We start from the raw sequence: 18912 nt of genomic DNA on the forward strand, positions 1-18912 counted from the left end.
GGAATGGAAAGCTATCTACAATCATGAACGGCCCCACGGATCCCTGGACGGCATGACGCCGAAACGCTACTGGGAAAACTGGACGCAAGAAAACCAATTAGCTATCGCATAGACGCTGGACTGCTAACGGGGGCCCAACCACTTACAGAATGAAGGTCTTGGTCATCATCTTGGAGATATTGGGCGGTTTAGCTGCGATTTTCGCCCTAATAGCTGGAATTCAGTGGGCAAAGCAGGATCACGCTGACACGACGCAACGTGAGAGCAGCATGGACTCGCTTCGGACGGACATCTCAAATCTGGAAACGCAGGCTAAAGAAGCGGAGGACTGGCTCCGCACGCCGACAACGGATGTGACCACGGTCAAGGACGAGAAGCGGGCCGAGATGTACTCACACAGAGAAAGCCTGGCAGCGGCTCGTACCAAGCTCAAAGCCATGGAGGGCAGCGTCCAGGGTGTTCCCGTGGCGCTAAGCCAGACGGCATTCGAGCGGGCAAAGAGGGCAGGCATCCTCGGCATGGCGGCAATTGTCTTTGGCGCGGCCGCCGGCGTCCTTGGCGTTTTCGTGTCTTAACTAAATAGACAAGGCCGTGGCAGCTCCGGCCGCTCAGCTGTCACGAAGGTGGCTTTCGTGCGGAGCGGGCAGCCCGAGTTCGTCTCGCTGACGCACCACAAGCGATCTCACCAATGGCAGGATCTCCTCCAGCTCCGCAGAGAGCGTGTTGCTTTCAAATATTTGGTTGACGCAAAGCAGGGCCTCAAGCAAATGAACGACGCAAAAGCCCGCCTGATCGACAGGTGAGCTCGGGGCGCCAAGTGGAACCGGTTTGCCCGAACTGACGTCGAGGTAGGGAGATGCGGATTGCCAGCACGGGTGGGATTGCGCTGTCTCAGCGAGGTAGAGAGCCATGTCGTCTGGCGTTCCGAACCTGTCGCACCTAGCTTTGAAAGCCAAGAGGTGGTCGTGCTGGCGGTCGATGCCCTCGCTGTCCTGGATCACAGCATCGAAAAGGTCTAAGTCCGCAGATGTCCAGTTTGCATTTTGCACTGCCTCCTTGCGCTTCTTGGCATCGTTGCTGGCGCCGCGACGCAATATCCCGGCGACCACGCTTCCCTGTACGGCGAGCCATTTGAGGGCCACGACATGCTCGAGAACTGAACGGCGGATGGGGGCTGCTTCCACCTGGAAGCCCTCTTCTTCCAGCATGAGGATAGCCTGGACGCCTCGTTGGCAGCGCTTGAACCATCCGTAGGCCACGTGTGCAACCTCCCGGTAGGGTTCGCGCACTCCTACTTCAGAATCGGCTCCACTGCTGACGGGGTAAAGCGACAGGAGCCTCGGAAGAAGAGCCCGGTACTCCTGTTCAACAGATAAGAAGCTCATGACCAGACTCTAGTCCGGTAGCCACCAGTGGTTGATGATAGAGATAGATTCCAGGAGTGAGTTGAGGCCGGGAGCCCGCTTTAGAGTGGCGGCTGTTTACCTGCTTAAGCTGGTGGGCTATTGCACCTCTCAAGGACTGGGCGAGGGCATTCACCTACGCCACCCCACCCATGCATCCTTGCCCTTGGTGCCCGTCCTTCACCGTCTTGGCTTCCCTTTTGCCAGATAGGTATCCATTATCTTCGCGGCTGTCTCATCCACCTGCGCGATACTTTCCTGTAGGGGTTGTGCCCGCTGGTCTCGGCGAACCGGCTCAGTGCTGGAAGGGCAGGTTTTGTGAGATAGCGCTTCACGCAGTGAACGGGAAGTAGTTGGGCTGCCCTAGATATAAACTGCCGAGTGTGGCGGACGGAGCAAGAAACTACAGTGCCGGGACGAAGGCAGCCCTTTTCGCCCTGTGTAGAGGGACGTGCTACTTCCGGGGCTGCACGAAGCCAGTCGTTGAAGAGACTGAGGGGGAGCAGTTGGTGGCCGTGCAAATTGCACACATAAGGGGCGCCAACGAAGGTTCAGCTCGATACGACCCGACGATGACGGATGCTGAGCGCGCAGCGTTCAGCAACCTGATGCTCATGTGCACGACCCATCACAAGCTCATCGATGGACCCAAAAGCGGGGACTACCCCGTTGACCTCCTGCAGGAGTGGAAAGCAGGCCACGAACCAGGGGTTGGCACACTTCCAGATGGTGAGCTCACAGCTGACAATTTGGAGCAACTACTTGAAAGCTTTGTATCGCGACTCACCCCAGTACGACACATCGCCGTAGATCTTGAGGCCTCGCTGTGGATCCCGGGCAACACGGCCAGAATGCCGTTTAAAGATCTGGAAACCATTTTGGAGGGGAACCCGCACCTTAGAGAGTGTGAGAGGGGCGTTGTTACGACTGTCAGAAACACTGGAACAGCTGACGTCACGGTCGACGACATTTCTCTGATGCACGTTCTTGGAGGGGCAGAATTGGAAACCGCGGCGGCAGAGTTCACCCTGATGGGGCGCAATGACTATTTGCACCTTCAGAATATGCCTCACAGGCTGTTAAGCGGGGCCTCTTTGCACTGGCTCACGAAGTCTGCGACGATCGCAGCGGTGGAAGCTGCTGCAGTAGCTCAGGGCAAGCAGTATTCCGCACTCTACGCGAGGGTACGTCTCGCTTCCGGAGAGCAGTTCGAGTCTCCACGGATTCCTTGGCCGGAGGTAACTGTTATTCTCGACGGCAGCCATTAACACTCCGACAGTGGCTGCCTAGCCGCAGAGACCCGTGGCCGGCAATTGAATCCGCCTGCTTCGGGGCACGCAGGCTTCGGGGTCGAGGCTGCCTTGGTTGCCCGGGCTCGATACTCCGTGGTCAGCTGCGGCGCAACGTCAGCCGGAATAATTATCGAGTTCTGCGGCCAAGACCATGGAGAGAAGACCAGTCCGGCCTGCATACGGGTACGTTTGAGACCATGCATGTCATTCTCGACTCCACTGCCCTGATCTCGGATTTCCACCTAATCACTGTGGCCACCCGTGGACTGCTTGAGGGCGGTAAGGCAGGAGTTATTCGCCTCGGGGTGCCGGAACTAGTGCTGCTGGAAGTAATCCACAAATGGGGCCAAAAAGTGGAGGAGCAGGTTACCAAAGCCAAATCCGCGGTTAAAGCTGCAAAGCGGTTGGGCCTAGATGGCTTGGAAGTGACGATCCCCGCGTTGGACGACGAAGTGCGCCGTTTTGGAGTCTCCCTGCGCCAGAAGCTCGAGGACGCTTCCGTCACCGTCTACGCCATCCCGGGCGTCTCGCACGAGTTTCTCGTAAACAAAGCGATTCAGCGAAAGCCACCGTTCGCTGACAAAGGCACTGGGTACAGAGATGCGCTCATCTGGGAGACGATAAAGGAAATTCTTCGTACAGGCGATGAAGCGGTCACGTTTGTCACCAATAACACTTCTGACTTCGGGAGCAGCTCAGGGACGATTCCAGAAAGCTTGCTGGGAGAACTCACTGTCGACGGCATCGAGCACGGCCGGCTGACTATCCTGACGTCGCTGGCCGAGGCGGCAGCGGCCACATTGGAGCATGCCAAATCAGTGCTTGACCTGTTCGAGCAGAAGCTGGAGCTGGACAAAACTTTCACTGATCGGTTTTTTCAGGAGCTACTCGAGTCCGCCGATCACGACCTTCGTTACGTGGAAAGACTCGGATACTCGTCGGATGGCAGAGCAAGATTCGTTTCCGCTGAGATGCTGTACGACATTGGTTACTTCAAGACAACGAAATCCTGGCTCCTTTCCAAAGGGAAGATTGGCATCGAATTCGAGGCTGAGGCGGAAGTTGACGTTGAACTTGAATTTGACGCCGAGAACGTTCTTCCTCATCACTTCGACCCCCAACGTGACCACTGGTACGACATGACGCTCGAACGTTTTGGCTCCGCCACAGTTACGGCGTCCCTGTCTGGCCAGTTTGAGTTCGATGAAATCAGCGGAAAAGCTTCGTCTCTGAGCATGTCGATTTGGGCTCTCTCCGATCCGCCCTCTCGTCGATAAGGCCCAGAGCGGATGTCCAGAAAGAACCGACACGACAGTATTTTTGCTGTCGTCGGCAGCTCCGAATCCGGCGATGTAGTGGTTGCTCCCAGCGACAAGGACGAAGCCAGGCGCATGAGATCCGAAGCCCAGGCAAGCGGCACACAATTCTTCTGCTCCCTGGCGGCTGGTGGATGCGGCAGCAATCTGAAGCTCGCGGCGGGGGACATTCGCGTCCCTTACTTCAGTCACGCACCCCAATCAGTTTGCGGCTTGAGTGACGCGGCCGCCCGGGACGGTTACACACATCTGGCCATTCAGGAGGCGCTGAAGCGATGGGTTGAGGGGACTACTTCACTCCTTTGTGATCTAGAGGTGACCACATCCGACAGAAAGGGACGCAGCGATCTCGTGATTCGGGACGCTGAAGGCAGCCACCGTCTCGGCCTGGAGATACAGCTATCGCCGCTTACGTACGACGAGATGCAGCGGCGAACGAACGTCTATCTCCAGGGTATGAATCACGTTCAGTGGCTTTACGGGCACCAGGAAAATCAGGCCTGCTGGGGCCAGGTCGAGCGAGGCGGGTACGCACTCCTGGTCCGCATCGACATGAGGACCAAAGAGTGCGACATCGGATACCACGGGTTTCGCGGGTTTCGTGACGCCCGCAGCATCCGCCCCCTCCAGACCAGGTGGCGTCCGCTGAAGGACTGGACCGTGCTCCGGAACGGGCTGTACTCGCCCAGCATCAAAACCGTTCTCGAGAATGCGAAGGCCAACGCTGAGAGCGAGCAGCCGTCCAAGCCCATACTGCCGCCAGAGACATATCAAACCATCTACACCGGGCTTTCTGAGGAGTATGCGAGCGTCCTTACCGCCGAGTACGCCGAGGTTCGGGAGCGGGTCATTTCCGCAATTTACCGCAGTGCACGAAAAGGCCAGCTTGACGAGTCCACAGCGGTAGACCTCCTCGTGTGGCTGAGGGATCTCGACAAACATTCAGCCTGGTGGCGACGACAGTTGCTGGGACCGGGCAGAAGGGGCCCGGCAATCGTGCTCCGTGTACTGGAGGTCTACCGCAGTCGCCGCTGATGCGTCACGAGCGCCTGCAGAGGCTCTGACAAACATTTTTGGCATCTGTAAAAGTGATGCCTCGGCTTTCCTGACTATCTTGGAGCCATCGAAGTGATGACCTCAGAGCACGGCGCCCGAACGCTAGTTTCTTGACCCAGGGGCTAGCTGGTCGTAGCCAAGCCCATCAGTTGTTTCGAGCGGGTCTTCTGGTGAGAGACAAGACTCGGATGAGTATCGGCGGCAAGGGGACCGAATCGAAACCGAGGAATGATAGCTCTAGGTTTATCTTGCTGCCCTCAATCCCGCGGTTTACTCATCTTCGAAGTCGTCCTCGATGAAGACAAGTGGTCAGTTCGGCCTTGGGCAAGGAGGCTTCCGATTGTGGGCATCAGGCGGGGTGAGGTGCCACGATGGGTGAGTCGCATCCCGTTACGCTGTGCAGACGTAGTGCTTGGTAACCTTCTGTCGTGCGCATCCATGCGCCAGATAAGGGGCAGTATGGACGCGTCTCAACCAGCAGGCTGGTATCCCGTTCCAGGGTACGAACAGCTGGTCAATCTTTTGCAGTGGTGGGACGGTAGCAATTGGGGGCGTCTCGGAAACGTGGTCGATGACAGCGAGCGGGACGCCCGAAAGGCTGAACTTGTCTTGCTGAAATCCGAGATCGACGCTGCCAAGGAGGTTTTACGGCACTTAGAGGAAGCGGCTTCGGCTGTGCCGACGGATAACCTTCCGGCGGCCCTCGGCTTCCGCGACTACAAGACGATTGCGGACAATTCTGCGTCTGTCATGAGTGAAATTGAATCGCTCCGGTCCGCCGCTAAGGCACTTATTCGCAGCAGGTCTGCCGTATCGGTGAACCAGCCTTTATGGATGACCTCCACCAACGGCTCGATGGTAGACATGCCCAAGAAATTTGCGGCGAGCATCGGGCCACTTCTTCTGAACATCTTGAATATTCAGATGGAAATTGAAGCAACCCGAAAGACTGGCAGCTTCTGGGAGGGCCAGCGGCGACTCAGCAAGACCTGGGACAAGCTAAACAAGATAGGCGTCGAGTTCGGAGCCTACGTGGACGCCAAATACTATCTGCTGCGCGAGGACGAACTCAGGCTCCTGGAGGTCCATCGCAATAGTGTGCTGAGGGAGAAAGAGGAAGAGCGTGAGCGCCGAGCAGAACTACGGGAAGAAGCCCAAGCTCAGCGGGAGCTCGAGGCAGAACGGGTAAAGCTGCAGAAAGAGCTAGACCATTACTACAACGTGATGGTGGCGCTTGAAGCCCAGGGTGACAAGACTGGAATTGCTCGGGTGGAGGAGCAGATACTGGCTCTCGAGGACGAGCTGAAGGAAATCGACTTTCGTGCTGCCAACATCAGGGCTGGCTACGTGTATGTGATCTCCAACGTCGGTGCTTTCGGACCGGACATCGTCAAGATCGGTCTCACCAGACGCTTGGATCCCCTCGACCGCATCCGGGAGCTGAGCAGCGCCTCAGTGCCGTATAGGTACGACGTGCACGCGTTGTTTTTCTCTGCCGACGCCGTGGGTATCGAGACCATGCTGCACAACCACTTCGATGACCGTCGAGTGAACAGGGTAAACCGCCGCAAGGAATTCTTCCGAGTCCGCCCCGACGAGGTTTTGACCGCGCTGCGTAAACATGACGTAGAACTTATCGACTGGGTCGACGAGGCAGAGGCCGAGGAATACCGACTTGGGCTCACATTAAATGCCGGTGCCTGACTTGACCGCCTTGCCTGGCCGACGTCTAGCGATTGACCGACTAGTGGCCGCGGATAATGAGCGGTTCGATACGCAGCGGTGCGGTTCCTGGCCAGAGGACCACGCCGTTCCCTGCGTGGCTGCCTTCCATGTTCAGCACATCGACCCGCGTGGGCGGGCGCCCATCGGCGTAGGGTATTTCATGTATGAGGCGTTGATGCCAATGCCCAGCAAAGACATTGGCCACGCCTGTCCTGTCCACAACTTCTCGCAATAGCGTCCTCGTACGCTCCGCCTCTTCGACAAGGTCCGCCGGTAGGTCGAACGAGCTGCGCACGGGTACTCCCTTGGGAACGTCATGACAGATGAGGATGTCCAGGTCACCGCCGGAGATCAGGTTCTCGGCCTGTGCGAGGGTTGGCTCTTCGTCAGACCACCAATCCTTCCCTTCGCGCCGTTGGGATTTGTCAACGGAAAGCGCCCCGCCCAGGCCACCGATCCGCAACCCTTCAATGACCGTCCGGCCGCCTTTTGGCAGCACCTTGATGTGGCTGCGCCAACTGATTAGCCCATCCTCATGAATGTCCAAGAGATTGATGTTTGAGAGGTTGTCATGGTTTCCGGGTGAGGCCACAAGGATGACTCCGTGCTCGGCTAGGGCGCGATTGAGCCGCTGTTCGAAACGGCCGCGCTTGGCGCCAGGCCAATCCAGTCCAAGATCCCCTACGTGAATGAGTGTTCTTACGCCTTCGCGTGCCGCTGACCTGACAGTATCGATCGCCCATCCGACGTCCCCGTGCCAGTCCCCGGCGACTGCCAGTTTCGGCTCACTCATGCGTCGGCACTGACAGGTTGCGGATCCGGACCTCAGACGAGGTCGTCCTTAGGGTGGGAATGCTGTCCTCGAGTATCTGCAGCCAGTAACAGGTGCAAGCACCGACCTGACAGGTCTCGAGCAGCAGCAGATCGACCGTCTCCCCGTCGCGGAGCAGCCGTGAGAACTCGGCTTCCAGAAAGTCGACCATCGGTGGGGCTGCCGCCATCGTCCGGCTTACTGTTCGGGCGCCCAGGTCGAGAACGTGTTGACTGCCCGTCGCAGTCGCCACCAGGTACTTGCAACAATCATCATTGCCCAGGTGATGCCTCATGCGGGGAGTCTATCCGTGCGGTCTGACTCCCGCCCCCAAACGGATGCCGTGGACCGGCACTCCACTTATTTCTCCCCGACAGACTGCTGGCAGGGCACAGACACCCCACAAGCGTCAAGCTAAAGTGCACCTGTGACCACACATGGAAGCCAGCGGAAGGCGTCGCATCGCGCCTCCTCGTACGATCGCGGAGTGCAGATCCTCGCCGCTCGTCTGCGCCTTGTCACGGACCGGCGTCTAGGGTTGGAGACGCCGCGCTGGGTCGTTGAGCTTGCCGCAGAAAATCAAGAAAATCCGACTGACAGCGCGAAGCAGGTTGCAGGCGAACACCGCTAGATCGGCAAGTGAACGAGGAGTCGCCGGACAGCAGATCTACCGATGAGGCCCGCGTTCGCGTGCCATGGAACAAAGCTGCAGTTCTTCCGAGCCAGCGGGATCTCCCGCTGTTTTGCGCTGCCTTCGTCGCCTGGAAGGAAATAGCGCTTCCGGGGCGACGGCCCGACCTCGCTGGATACGTCCTGACAATGGTCCCCCTGGCTCCGCGCCTGCCTAACAACTTCGGTTTCTGTGCAAGCGAGTTCATCACGGATCCGGCGGACGGCTGCTATCTATGACGCCCCAGGCTGCGAGGAAAGCTCGGCGATCAACCGATGCAATTTTCAGCAATGCTGCCGGGGCGTTCCGGGCTGTCTGACTCGGTTATGACTGTGCCGCTACCTTGAAGCCGGCAGTGACAACTGCCGATGCACTGGTGCCGGCTCGGCTGCTAAGGACCACGTCGATGAAGGTGCCAGGTGTGGTGAACCGAGCCAGTTCCTTGATGTCCTCGGGGGAGAGTTGGATCATGTGTGGCGCCATGTCAGCCCCGTCCTGCGCCGTGTAGGTGCATTCAGGTGCCGGGCCCGCGATGAAAATCGGTGAGATCGGCTGTCCGCGGTACGTAGCGGTGGTCTCGGACTGGGAGGTCAACTTGATGGGTGCGGGTCCGCAGTCGGAGACACTGATGCCTGGAGCGATGTAGGTCGGACCAAGAGGCACCTCTGCACCAGCGGTCGCGGGGAAGCTGGCAGTCACTTCATCACCCGTCAGCGTCATGACATCGAGCCGCTGCTCGACCTTGCTGAGTCGAAGCCGGACGTTGGCCTTCTCGATGGTCACGTCGGCCTCCTTGACCCAGCCGGCGCTGCCGTTCACGGTAGCGCGTATGGGTACTTCGCCAGGGAGTCCGCGCCTGGACGGGAGCATCACGCGGAACCAGCCTTCGGAGCGGCCGACGACGGGGACCGCCTCCGCGGATGTCATCTGTGCCATCCGCTTGCCCGACGCCCTGTCGAAAACGGTGATGGAAGCAGCCGAGGGGCGCGCAACCTCGCCGGCGGATACAGCATGGGCATCCATGAGTGGGGCTTCAACGACAGTGAAGTAGCTGGACAACGGGAGGTCTGCGGCGCCGGTGTCTTGTTTCGGCGCCGTGGATTCGCTCACAGCCGGAGTCGGCCCCTTGCCGTAAGTCATCTCGGCGGCCGGGGACTGTGTGCAGCCACCAAGGATAAAGACTGCGGCAATGGCCAGGATCGGTGTGCGGACGGCCGTGCGGCGGGGGAGTGGCATCAGTGCGTCTCTTTCCATGTTGGTCGGGCCTTCTGCATCTCTGTGCGGCCAACTGTCCGGTGGGAGTCCCTTGCTGGTGCGCGAATCAGGTTCCCTTTTCAACGGTCTTCACGGAGCCACCTGCAGCCGTATCGGAAAGGACGGTGTAGTTCGGTGCTCCTTCATTGGTTGCACTGATACTGAAGTCGCGGCTGTTGGAGTGCACGCGGACGTTCAGGACAGTTCCCCCGGAGACCACGCAGTCCGCCACAGCCGTCGAAGCTGAACTCTGCGTGTGGATGCCTCCGGTGAAGGCAGCGTCCGCGGTCAATTCCAGCTGGCAGTTCTGGATGTCCTGGGTCATGTTGATGGTGTGGGCGGCCTCGATGCCCCGGTCGGCTTCCTGCTGCGACATGGTGACTGTGTAGCCAGCCATCGCGGTGGCCAGGACTGCTCCCGCGACACCCACGGATATGAGTGTGGAAGACAAATTATTCCCCTTCCCGGGACACCTTGTGACCCTTCGACTTCGTGACTTGTCAACTCAAGCCGACATTATACGAATCGCGATCATAATGCAACACTTCTGTTGCATAGGCTGGCGCGGACCAGAAGGGATGGCGAAAGCACTCGCTCCGCCGTCTGACCTTCTCGGTCAAGCTGCTGCCTCTGCGGGTGGACGGCCCATCGACAGTGCCGAATGCCGGACTGTTTTCGCCTCCTCGAGCTTTTCCCGCGCCGTCTCCAGTCGGGCCTCCGCCGCGGTCAGGTCCGCCACAGCCTCACTGTGCTCAGGAGCCTTGTCCGCGACACCCTTCATGTAGGCCTCGATCCGGGTCGACGACTCGAGGTCCTTCTCCGCCGAGAGGTACGCGAGCTTCCTCCGGGTGGGCGTCCCGGTCTTCGGATCCAGCTTGTCGTCGATCGGCTTCAGCTTTGCCCATGCCTGGTCACGGGTATCCCTGGCGATTTCGAGGTCGATCACTGCCATCTGGAGCTCCCACCGGGCAAGCTCTGCCGGGCTCATGAAGCCATCCATGTGCCGCGTCCTGATCTCCATCGTGCGCGCGTCCCGGTGGGCGCCTTCCGCGGACTCGAACTCCAGCTGGGCGGCCTCGGCCTCTTTGATTGCTTCCTCTGCCGCGGCACGTTTCTCGGCGTTCGTCACCGCAGCCAGTTTCTTGGCGTAGTGCTCGGCGCGCACGGTTGCCAGCGCCGCACGCTTCGCAATCAACCGCTGCTTGGTCCGGTCCAAGGCCCGCATGAGGCTGTTCAGGAGCATCCAGAAGCGGGAGAGGATCGGCTCGGACTCTTCCTGGGTCTTCGCATTGCTGAGCTCTGTGTGGCGCTGCTCCGCCGCCTCGTACCAGGCAACGAAGTCGTGCTTCAGCTTGCCGCAGGCACGGCTTTCCGCGCGCCCCTCGGGGCTGTGGACCAGGCAGCGCCGCCCCGACTCGCTGATAGCTCTGCACATGCTGTTATCCAATCTCTTGCATTCACTCCGGTCGCGAGGATTCGTCAACCGGTTATTCTGTCTGGCTCGTTGCCCGGTTCCCCGGGACCCCCGGAACCGGCCGGATGGTTGATCAGTCGAAGCTGAAGTCGGCGACCTTGTCCACCGCCCGCAGCTTACTGACGGGTTCCCTCGCGAACGGGTCGTCAGCGGGGTCTAGGGTGAGGGCGGACGTCTTCTTCGGTGTGGGAGAGCCGAAGGGATCGTCGTCATCCGCCGCTTGCACACGCACTTTGTCCGGCGCGGTGTGGCCCGACTCGAACGGATCGCCATCCTCGGCGGGCACGGACGCCACCAGGGAAACGGTTGCCTCGGCCTCCTCTGATTCCGGTCCCTCCAGGTCTTCCCACAACAGTCCCAGGTCGTCCAAGCCCAGTTCGATCTCACCCAGATCCTTCACAACGGGAGCGGAGTGGCCGGGACGGCTAAATGCCGGCTTCATGTCGTCGTCCTCGTTTTCGAGTGCGGACTCGACAATCCATGGTTCCGGCAGCGGGACGCCCATCGCTTCGAGAAGCGCCGGGATTTCATCGGCTGCGGTAAACCCGACCCGGAAGCCGTCGACCTCGCCGCCATCTGCGCTCATGACCCCCAGACCGCGGGTCCTGCCATCATCAAGTTCGGACAGGGTTTCCGTGACGGACACCAGCTCGTCTCCGGCGAAGACCATGTTCAGCGCGTCACGTGAGGGCTGCTTTCCGGGTTTCACCAGCTGGATGGCGGAGGTCAGGTTGGACCGGAACTCGCCGCCGCCCATCAGTCCGGCGTCGGGACGTTGCATGGCCACGGCCAGATGGATCCCGACGAAGCGGGACTCGCGTGCGATTTTCCCGGAGTAGAGAAGGATGAGGGCCTTCAGTTCGTTAGTGCGGGTCGCCTCCTTGACGACCGGGTTCTCCTTAGGCACGGTCTTCGGGATGTTCTCCTGTAGGACCAGGGAGACAAATTCGTCCACGATCAGCAGCACTGGCTTGACGTTCTCGCGCCGCCGGACATCCTCGGGAAGGTCCTCCCAGAAGCCAACCTGGTGTTGCTTCAGGAGGGCCTTCCGTCGAACGCCCTCCTTGTAGGCAGACACGATGACGTCAGCCGCCTCTTGGATGGTTTCGCCCCAGGCGGAGCACCATGGCTTGACGGTCATGAAGTCGGCGCCTTCCTTGATGGCATCGACCAACAGGACTTCGTGCCCGCGGCTTAAGGCCGCTGCCGTCATTTGCAGCAGAGCCACCGTCTTTCCTGAGCCCGTGGGGCCAACCAACAAAGAGTGCGGTCCCAGACGCAGATCGATGTACGTGACCTCCCCCTCCGGGTTCAGGCCCAGCGGCAGTTCGGACCAGCCGCCTGTATTGAGGGAAGCCGGCAGCAGATCGGCCATGGGGACCCTCTGCGGTAGTGCACGGATGGCGCCGGCAATGAATGCAACCCGTCCCGTCTTGTCGTCCACGTCGACGTACCAGCCGCGGTGGCCGACCACGTTCTGTGCCTTGTCCAGCCAGAAGGCGATGCGCCTGTCACGATCGCCGTTGATCTTTGTGTCGTGGCGCAGGATCGTCACGGACTTCAGTTCCCCGCCGGCATAGCGCGGCGCCAGTTCCACCTGCCAGGGCTCTTTTCCCAGTTCGCGGGCTAGGCGCTCCCGCAGTTCGACCGTTGAAGGGAGGAGATTGGCGGCGATCGCCAGGTCCTCTTCCGGGTCCCAGGCAACCATGGTCAGGCCTTCGGTCTTCAAAATGTTCTTGGCCACGCGACCGCCGTCTGACAGCTTCAGGTCTGCGCCGAGGTAGAACTCCTTTGAAGACGGGCGTGGATCCGGTGTGCCGCGGACGACAACCGCTTCGGCACCGCGGATCTCCTGGATGCTCCAGCCCTTGCCCAGCTGTGCGTCCAGGGCCCCGGACAGGGCAGCATGGTTCTCGACGGTGTCCACGTAGCCGTCCGGCAGGTCCACCGTGTCCTGCTCGACGTCTGCTGCCTGGCTCATACCGGCGATCAGCCCGCCGGAGGCGGCCAGGGTTGCCCGGCTCTGTTCGATCTCGAAGGAGGCCGATGCAAGCACCACTTTCGCGTGGGTTGACTTAGCAACGACGTACTCCCACTCGGGAGCCACCTGGCGCAGTTTCGCTTCGATGTCACCCCGCTTGAAAGCGGCCTGGGGCGGGAGAGGAAATACAGTGAGCTCCCCGTCCTTCTTGTCGAACTGCAGCCCCGTGCCGTTGACGAGTGCCTCGGAGACGCCCAAGATGGCGGCCAGCTTGTTGTCGTATAGGAAGTGCAACCGGTCCTGGTTGAACCTGTAGCGGGTGAAGCCGATGCCGACCCAGAACGCCGCGCCCATGATGGCCATGTAGCTCAGGAGCCGGGTCAGATCCGCGAAGGGCGCGCGGAAACCGAGGCCGTCAGCCAGGAGCACCGCAGCGGCGAGCCCCACGAGCGCCATGCCGGGCTTGGCCAGACGCACCACCAACTGCTTCCACATGGCGGGAACCTGCCAGCCGTAGCCCCTGGAGGCCGCGATCCGACGCATCACCACGAAGTCGGCGAACAGGACCGCGGGCAGCCCCCAGAACGGGTTGCTGAGGACGAGCAGGAAGGACAGCACCAGCCAGAAACCGGCGCCGGCCCACTGTGACATCCGCTCCTGCAACGGCTCGGCTTTAGGGTTGGCATTGACCGCGATCGGCCGGTCCGAGTAGAAGCCGAAAGCCATGGTGACAGCCGTCGTGACGAGGAGCAGGGGGAGCTTGAGCAGCCTACGCATCACGTGCGCTCCGCCGCGCTTGGCGGCACGACCAACGAAACCCATAGTTAGACCTCATCGTCGTCGGTCGTGGGCAGCTCAAGCTTGATTCGCCCGGGAGCACCGGTGCTGACCAAGGTCCTAGTCTCCGTGGCCTCAGCCCCCAGAGTGCTCGCCGACTCCGACTCGGCATCGGCGTCCTGCTCGTCGCCGGCGTTTGGAACCCGTGAACTACGCGCTGCACCCCGGCTGCGTCCCAGGGCCGACAACGGCATGCCGGACATCAACGGGGCAGCGATTGCAGCTGCGAGGGCAACGGCGATGACAGCCAGCGCGCCCGATGCGGAGACCGGGCGGCCTGCGGTGGTGGCCGCGATGAACACCGCGGCGCCGGCGGCAGCCGCAACAGCAAGGGCCATCGGCTTTTGTAGAGCAGAGAACCCACGGCCCCGGCCGACAGCAATGAACACTGCCACGGCGGCGATTGCCGCTACGGCCAGGAGGGCCAGTTCCGCCCATTCTGGTGCGGAAGCAGGGACGACTAGAGCCGCTCCTACAGCAAGTGCCCCTGATGCGGCGCCCGCGATCTGTCCTACCAGGCGCTTGCCGGCACGGGAAGCGGCCAGCAGGGCGAAGAAGGCAAAGATCCCGGCACCAATGAGCTGGGGGAGTTCCAGAGCGGTTGTCACAGCCGACTTCTTGCCGGTGAAAAAGTCTTTCGCCTTCTGCCAGAATCCAGCAGTCTCAGCGGCATCTGCTACAGCGGGCTGGTCCGTGCCGGGCTCCGTGGGAGCTGCCGTCGAGTCACCGTTCCACAGCTCATTGATCTTGTCTTTCAGCCCTGCTTTAGGGGACGCCGAGATAGACGCGGATGCGACCACCTCGATGTCAGCGTCCTTGACGTAATAGGTCGTGGAATCAAAGTCCACCACTCGCCACTGCGTTCCGTCTGCACCGAACGCAGCCGTGGCCGGGACCTCCACAGTCGTTAGGTTGTCCGTGAACCTACCATCTGAGGCGGGCCGGTCCATCAGCTTGACGTCCTTTTTGATGGACACTGTCTCCGTGAAATCAGTCGGAACATCTTCCGCCGCCGAGGCAGATGAAGACGCGGATGCGGCAGGCTGCTCGCCCGGCTTCAGCGGCTGGGCAACCTTGGCCCGGACGTAGCCGATCGTCCCGTCTTTCATCTTGATACCCCGCCAGGGGGATTCGGTGAACATGACGTCCGGACCATTGACCGTTGCATCGGCAGCGTCAAAAACCTCGCCGACGAGGGAGTCGCGAATCGTGTCTGCCGTGCTGGCCGGTGCCTTCTTGATGCCGTGCATGTTGACGGTGCCGATTCCGCCGATCATGCCGCCGCTGGCCTTCAGCTCAATGATCTGGATCAGTGAGCTGTACGTGGTCGCGTCTTTCGGTAGCAGTACGACGGTCCCTGCGGACGTCAGAACTCCTTCTGTACCGTCGGCGCCCCGCACGGCCCTCCACCCGGTGTATTCGGGATTCTGGATGGGCGAAACAGTGACTACATCGCCTATGTACATCTGGCCCAGGGACTTGGAAATTCCCGAATTCCCGTCCTTGATGGGCACATTGGCGACCGAGATGGCCGGGAGGGTCACCTGGTCCTTGAGGATGTCGAACTCGGGCGAGTCCGCGTAAGCTCCCGTGGCGGGGGCCAGGACGAGCATCGTGGTGGCGAGCATCATGGCGGCAATCCGCTTGGTGTGCTGGAGCGTCATTAGTGCTTTCCCTTCTTCTTCATCTGGATGGCGACGATGGCGACTACGGCCAGCGCTAGGACGATGACGGCCAGCCAGAGTATGGGTGGGAACGATTGGGACTTGTCGTGGCCGGCGGTGGGCGCGGGCGCCGCTGACTCGCCGGACGGTGTGGCTTGGGAGCCGGGCGACTCGATAGAGCTGGCTGCAGGTGAGGAGATGGCAGCGGCCTTGTCGCCACTCGCCTTCCTGGACTGTGAGGCGGACGCTGAAGCGGACGCTGTCTGGGCAGTCCCGCGGGCCGATTCAGCAAGCATGTAGGCGTTTGGGTTTCCCTCCGCCGGCACGACCTCCGCAACAGATGAGTTGAGGATGAAGAAGAACCCCGGCGAACTGTCGCGGGGGTCCTTCCGGACGGCGCGCCACTCGACACCGCTGGCGGTGAACGGCTTGCTGGCGGGCTGCGCACCGATCGTTCGCTTGCCATCGGGGTAGGTAACCCAGTTGGAAGTAAGGACCTCCGCAATTCCTTGGGCGTACTTACTTGAGGTGTCCGGTTGGGCGTAGGCAGGGTGGAATCCGTCTGTCAGGGTGATGAGCTCAGTCAGGTGGTCCTGGGTCACGTGCCGGTAATCACGGGGAACTTCCGGGTCCGCAGCCGACGCCGGCACAGCCGAGAAGAGAACAATGCCCGTGCCCATGAGGGCTGCGAGGGCTGTCGCGAGAAGCTTGATGGCCGTGCCTTTCAGTGGTCTTGAACATGGGCAGAATTGGATTCCAACTATCAGAATGCAGCGGAAGGGTTGCACTGATATTCTGTTAGTACATGTACATTCGGGATACTAAACCGACTTTAACAGATGTTTGGCATAAGTGGTACCCCCTCTGTGGCGTAGTGATCCGAATCCTGCCCATCGGATCCGCTTGCAGCCACAAGCAGCGGGACGTGCCCCTTGGGCGCTTAAGGGATGAGCGAATGCCAAGCCGCCAACGGCGGCTCTGAGGGCGGGCGAAAGTCGCCGTTGGCGGCCCGAAAGACGACGTGGCCTTGAAGCTGTTGATGCCTCGTCGCAGCTCGCCGAGCAGTCCGAGCCGCTACATCACGTCGATGAAACCCAAGGCCTTACTCGGCGGCGCGCGGGCCCGGTTTCGGGGCGTCTGCTGACCCGGGCTCATCCGGGACCAGATAACGCACGATCTGGTTGCCGTTGGCGGTGGTGAAGGTGACCGTTTCGATCTCGCCCCGTACCGCACGCTGCTTCACCGTGCGCCGGTCGATTCCGAGCCTCCGGCCGGCTTCCATTGCAGACAGCCCGGGCATCGGCTCTTTTGGGGCGGCAGTCCTTAGATTTGCGATCCTCTGTCGCTGTGCGGCCAACTTCACCCCCCGGCTCTCCGGTACGTTCATGCCGGCGCGACGGCCGTACAAGTAATGCGCCGAGCTGGCGTTCTTCAAACCGAGTGCGTGTGCGACCTCTGTCCAGGTTGCACCCTGGGCAATAGCTCGTTCCACGAGGGCCACAATGATGTCCTTGGTTTCGGAAACCACCTCCGCCGCAACTTGGAGGGCACTCGTAGCCGTCCGATGCGGACTGGGGGACAGGTCAGAAGGGTCCGAGAAGCGGTCATTCTCAATCGACTCGATTAGCTCGACTACTCGCTTACCGACACTGTCCTTATTGTGTACCATACGCAAAGTGTACGGGAGTGAGCACGACGAAAACCTGAAGTGATACCTCCTCCGGCCGCGGTGCACTCTACTTCGGGAGGCATCTCCATCACACATCACGCAACTGCACATACGATGAGGGAATGACTGATGAACCCCGCCGGCCCCTGCGGTTCCTGACCATTGAGCAGGCCGCCGAGGAACTGAACGTGGGTGAACCGCTCATTCGTGCAATGCTGAAATCCGGGGAGCTCCGGGGCATCCAGGTCGGCGGCCGCGGCGCCTGGCGAATCGGAATCGCGGACCTCGACGCCTACGTCGAGGAGGCGTACCGCCGGACTGCCGAGAAGATCGCCCGCGGTGACTTCGGCGAAGCCGATACCGAGGCGCCGGAGACCTGATGGCCCGGGACACCCGCTCCGCCGAGTGGGTCATGTTTCGCCCGGGACTGCCCCTGGCCACGATCGCGGCGCTCTGCGAGGCAAGGAGGTAGTAAGTGAACCGGGCCATCGCCGAGCGAAGGGCAGCGCGCCGTATGTCGGGCCGGAGCACCCAGGGAACGTCCCGTTCCTGGCGGTAGCTTCGCTGGACTGAGGGAAATCAGAACTGTCGTCGGCTGAACTCCTCAAGCAATTGCAGTAGCTCGTCTTTGCGCTCCAGCACTTCAGCGGGATGCGATCGGTTCAGCTGCCACAAGGGAGTGATCATCCAGGCAGCGAACACATTGTGCGGCACCCTAAGCTCCAAGGCCCGGTCGAACAAGGCCAGGACACGTTCGTCAAGCATTCCGTCAGGAAGCTGGAACCCGGGGCAATAGACCTCATCGTCGATGAAGACCCGTACCACCCGTTGCATGTAGGGCTCAAAATCATCGAAGAGAGTCTCGAAGTGTCGCTCCATGTCGTCTTCAGGGAGCAGCCCGTATAGTTTCCGCATGCGATCCCAGACGTGGTCCGGGACGGCAGGCCAGAACTTGGGTTCAGCCTTCACAGTCGGTGCAGTAGGCGTGGCCGTTCTTCTGCCGTGCGATTTGGGACTTATGCCGGACCAGGAAGCAAGACCAGCAGGTGAATTCGTCGTCGGCTTGTGGGATCACTTGGACGATCAGCTCTTCTGCGACGAATTCTCCTCCGGGCACGACCCCCTCATCCATGACGTCAGCCTCGTCCAGTTCGCGGACGACGCTGCGTGCGTCCGCGGCGTTGGCTGACTGGAGGGCTTCCAGAGAGCTGTCCTGCGATTCCTTGACGTCGGAGCGGACTTCGTCGTAATCGGTTGCCACTGGGGTGCTTCTCTTTTCTCGCGTTCTTGAATACCGGGACTGAAACATATATCAAGTCGCCGCTATTCCACAGTCACCGGGCAGAATGAATCTATGTGCGGACGATACGTGATGTCTCGGGCTCCCGGGGACCTGCTGAGTTTCTTCGACGCGGAGAAAGCGGAGGGCCATATGCCGCCGCCGAGCTGACCGGCATCGAGAACCTGAAGCTCATCGCCCTGGCAGGGGGGAGCAGTACCGGTACGCGGTTTACAGAGGCCCGTGGGAGTACGAGGTGCCCATGCAGGGCATGGGAATCGGACAGCAGCTGGCTGGCTGACCGGGAAACTCGCCGCGGCTTGATGGTGAGTCCGGGATATGAGAGCTGACATACTGCTTGGTGAATCAATCCAGGGGACTTTTTGAAGATCGTGCTGTAAATGCCGGCACCTGCACACCGCTGAGGGTGCCACGCTTCGGCTCTGATGCCGAGAGTGCGGTCTCTTCCCGGTTATGGCCC

General features: G+C 60.8%; 19 protein-coding genes. 7 read left to right on the forward strand and 12 right to left on the reverse strand.

Going from position 1 to position 18912, the window contains the following annotated elements:
* Both AC3A3W_RS10370 and AC3A3W_RS10375 read left to right on the forward strand, forming a co-directional pair.
* Positions 1-112: integrase core domain-containing protein (locus AC3A3W_RS10370; RefSeq protein ID WP_487442609.1), on the forward strand; the 112-nt coding region annotated here is incomplete at its 5' end.
* Between the two features lie 46 nt (positions 113-158).
* Positions 159-575, forward strand: a complete 417-nt coding sequence (locus tag AC3A3W_RS10375) for a hypothetical protein (protein WP_487442518.1) — start codon at positions 159-161, stop codon at positions 573-575.
* Positions 576-608: 33 nt separating this feature from the next.
* Here AC3A3W_RS10375 and AC3A3W_RS10380 read toward each other — a convergent pair whose 3' ends face one another.
* A complete protein-coding gene (locus tag AC3A3W_RS10380; RefSeq protein WP_487442520.1) occupies positions 609-1385 on the reverse strand; it encodes a DUF5677 domain-containing protein in 777 nt (258 codons plus the stop codon).
* A 401-nt stretch (positions 1386-1786) separates the two neighbouring features.
* On the opposite strand from AC3A3W_RS10380, the gene AC3A3W_RS10385 reads away from it, so the two are divergent.
* The 4 genes from AC3A3W_RS10385 (at position 1787) to AC3A3W_RS10400 (ending at position 6771) form a co-directional block, all read left to right on the forward strand.
* Positions 1787-2671 carry a hypothetical protein gene (locus AC3A3W_RS10385; protein WP_487442522.1) on the forward strand — a complete coding sequence of 295 codons (885 nt, stop codon included), beginning with the start codon at positions 1787-1789 and terminating at the stop codon, positions 2669-2671.
* A gap of 221 nt (positions 2672-2892) precedes the next feature.
* Complete coding sequence (locus AC3A3W_RS10390) at positions 2893-3972, forward strand: PIN domain-containing protein (protein WP_487442524.1); 1080 nt, start codon at positions 2893-2895, stop codon at positions 3970-3972.
* 12 nt (positions 3973-3984) lie between these two features.
* Positions 3985-5046, forward strand: a complete 1062-nt coding sequence (locus tag AC3A3W_RS10395) for a competence protein CoiA family protein (protein WP_487442526.1) — start codon at positions 3985-3987, stop codon at positions 5044-5046.
* Positions 5047-5526: 480 nt separating this feature from the next.
* Positions 5527-6771 carry a GIY-YIG nuclease family protein gene (locus AC3A3W_RS10400; RefSeq protein WP_487442527.1) on the forward strand — a complete coding sequence of 415 codons (1245 nt, stop codon included), beginning with the start codon at positions 5527-5529 and terminating at the stop codon, positions 6769-6771.
* Between the two features lie 40 nt (positions 6772-6811).
* On the opposite strand, the gene AC3A3W_RS10405 is transcribed toward AC3A3W_RS10400, so the two are convergent.
* The 9 genes from AC3A3W_RS10405 to AC3A3W_RS10445 form a co-directional block, all read right to left on the reverse strand.
* Positions 6812-7585 carry a metallophosphoesterase family protein gene (locus AC3A3W_RS10405; RefSeq protein ID WP_487442528.1) on the reverse strand — a complete coding sequence of 258 codons (774 nt, stop codon included), beginning with the start codon at positions 7583-7585 and terminating at the stop codon, positions 6812-6814.
* Entirely contained in the window at positions 7578-7898 is a 321-nt protein-coding gene (locus AC3A3W_RS10410; protein WP_487442530.1) for a hypothetical protein, read from the reverse strand. Before AC3A3W_RS10410 ends, AC3A3W_RS10405 begins: the two co-directional genes overlap by 8 nt.
* 699 nt (positions 7899-8597) lie before the next feature.
* Positions 8598-9509 carry a hypothetical protein gene (locus AC3A3W_RS10415; RefSeq protein WP_487442532.1) on the reverse strand — a complete coding sequence of 304 codons (912 nt, stop codon included), beginning with the start codon at positions 9507-9509 and terminating at the stop codon, positions 8598-8600.
* A gap of 85 nt (positions 9510-9594) precedes the next feature.
* Complete coding sequence (locus AC3A3W_RS10420) at positions 9595-9978, reverse strand: hypothetical protein (protein WP_487442534.1); 384 nt, start codon at positions 9976-9978, stop codon at positions 9595-9597.
* Between the two features lie 165 nt (positions 9979-10143).
* A complete protein-coding gene (locus AC3A3W_RS10425; protein WP_487442536.1) occupies positions 10144-10962 on the reverse strand; it encodes a hypothetical protein in 819 nt (272 codons plus the stop codon).
* 112 nt (positions 10963-11074) lie between these two features.
* Complete coding sequence (locus AC3A3W_RS10430; RefSeq protein ID WP_487442537.1) at positions 11075-13804, reverse strand: FtsK/SpoIIIE domain-containing protein; 2730 nt, start codon at positions 13802-13804, stop codon at positions 11075-11077.
* Between the two features lie 2 nt (positions 13805-13806).
* Positions 13807-15483, reverse strand: a complete 1677-nt coding sequence (locus tag AC3A3W_RS10435) for a hypothetical protein (RefSeq protein ID WP_487442539.1) — start codon at positions 15481-15483, stop codon at positions 13807-13809.
* Positions 15483-16163, reverse strand: coding sequence for a hypothetical protein (locus tag AC3A3W_RS10440; RefSeq protein ID WP_487442541.1), 681 nt, complete (start codon positions 16161-16163; stop codon positions 15483-15485). Before AC3A3W_RS10440 ends, AC3A3W_RS10435 begins: the two co-directional genes overlap by 1 nt.
* A 422-nt stretch (positions 16164-16585) precedes the next feature.
* Positions 16586-16783 (reverse strand): hypothetical protein, encoded by a 198-nt coding sequence (locus tag AC3A3W_RS10445; RefSeq protein WP_487442543.1) that lies wholly within the window; start codon positions 16781-16783, stop codon positions 16586-16588.
* A gap of 491 nt (positions 16784-17274) precedes the next feature.
* Between AC3A3W_RS10445 and AC3A3W_RS10450 the strand changes: the two genes are divergently transcribed.
* Entirely contained in the window at positions 17275-17532 is a 258-nt protein-coding gene (locus AC3A3W_RS10450) for a helix-turn-helix domain-containing protein (RefSeq protein ID WP_487442545.1), read from the forward strand.
* Between the two features lie 199 nt (positions 17533-17731).
* Here AC3A3W_RS10450 and AC3A3W_RS10455 read toward each other — a convergent pair whose 3' ends face one another.
* Together AC3A3W_RS10455 and AC3A3W_RS10460 are read right to left on the reverse strand one after the other, a co-directional pair.
* Positions 17732-18121, reverse strand: coding sequence for a hypothetical protein (locus AC3A3W_RS10455; RefSeq protein ID WP_487442547.1), 390 nt, complete (start codon positions 18119-18121; stop codon positions 17732-17734).
* Entirely contained in the window at positions 18111-18413 is a 303-nt protein-coding gene (locus AC3A3W_RS10460) for a DUF4193 domain-containing protein (RefSeq protein WP_487442550.1), read from the reverse strand. Before AC3A3W_RS10460 ends, AC3A3W_RS10455 begins: the two co-directional genes overlap by 11 nt.
* Between the last annotated feature and the right edge of the window lie 499 nt (positions 18414-18912).

This window comes from Arthrobacter sp. Soil_N43 (genome assembly GCF_057655195.1).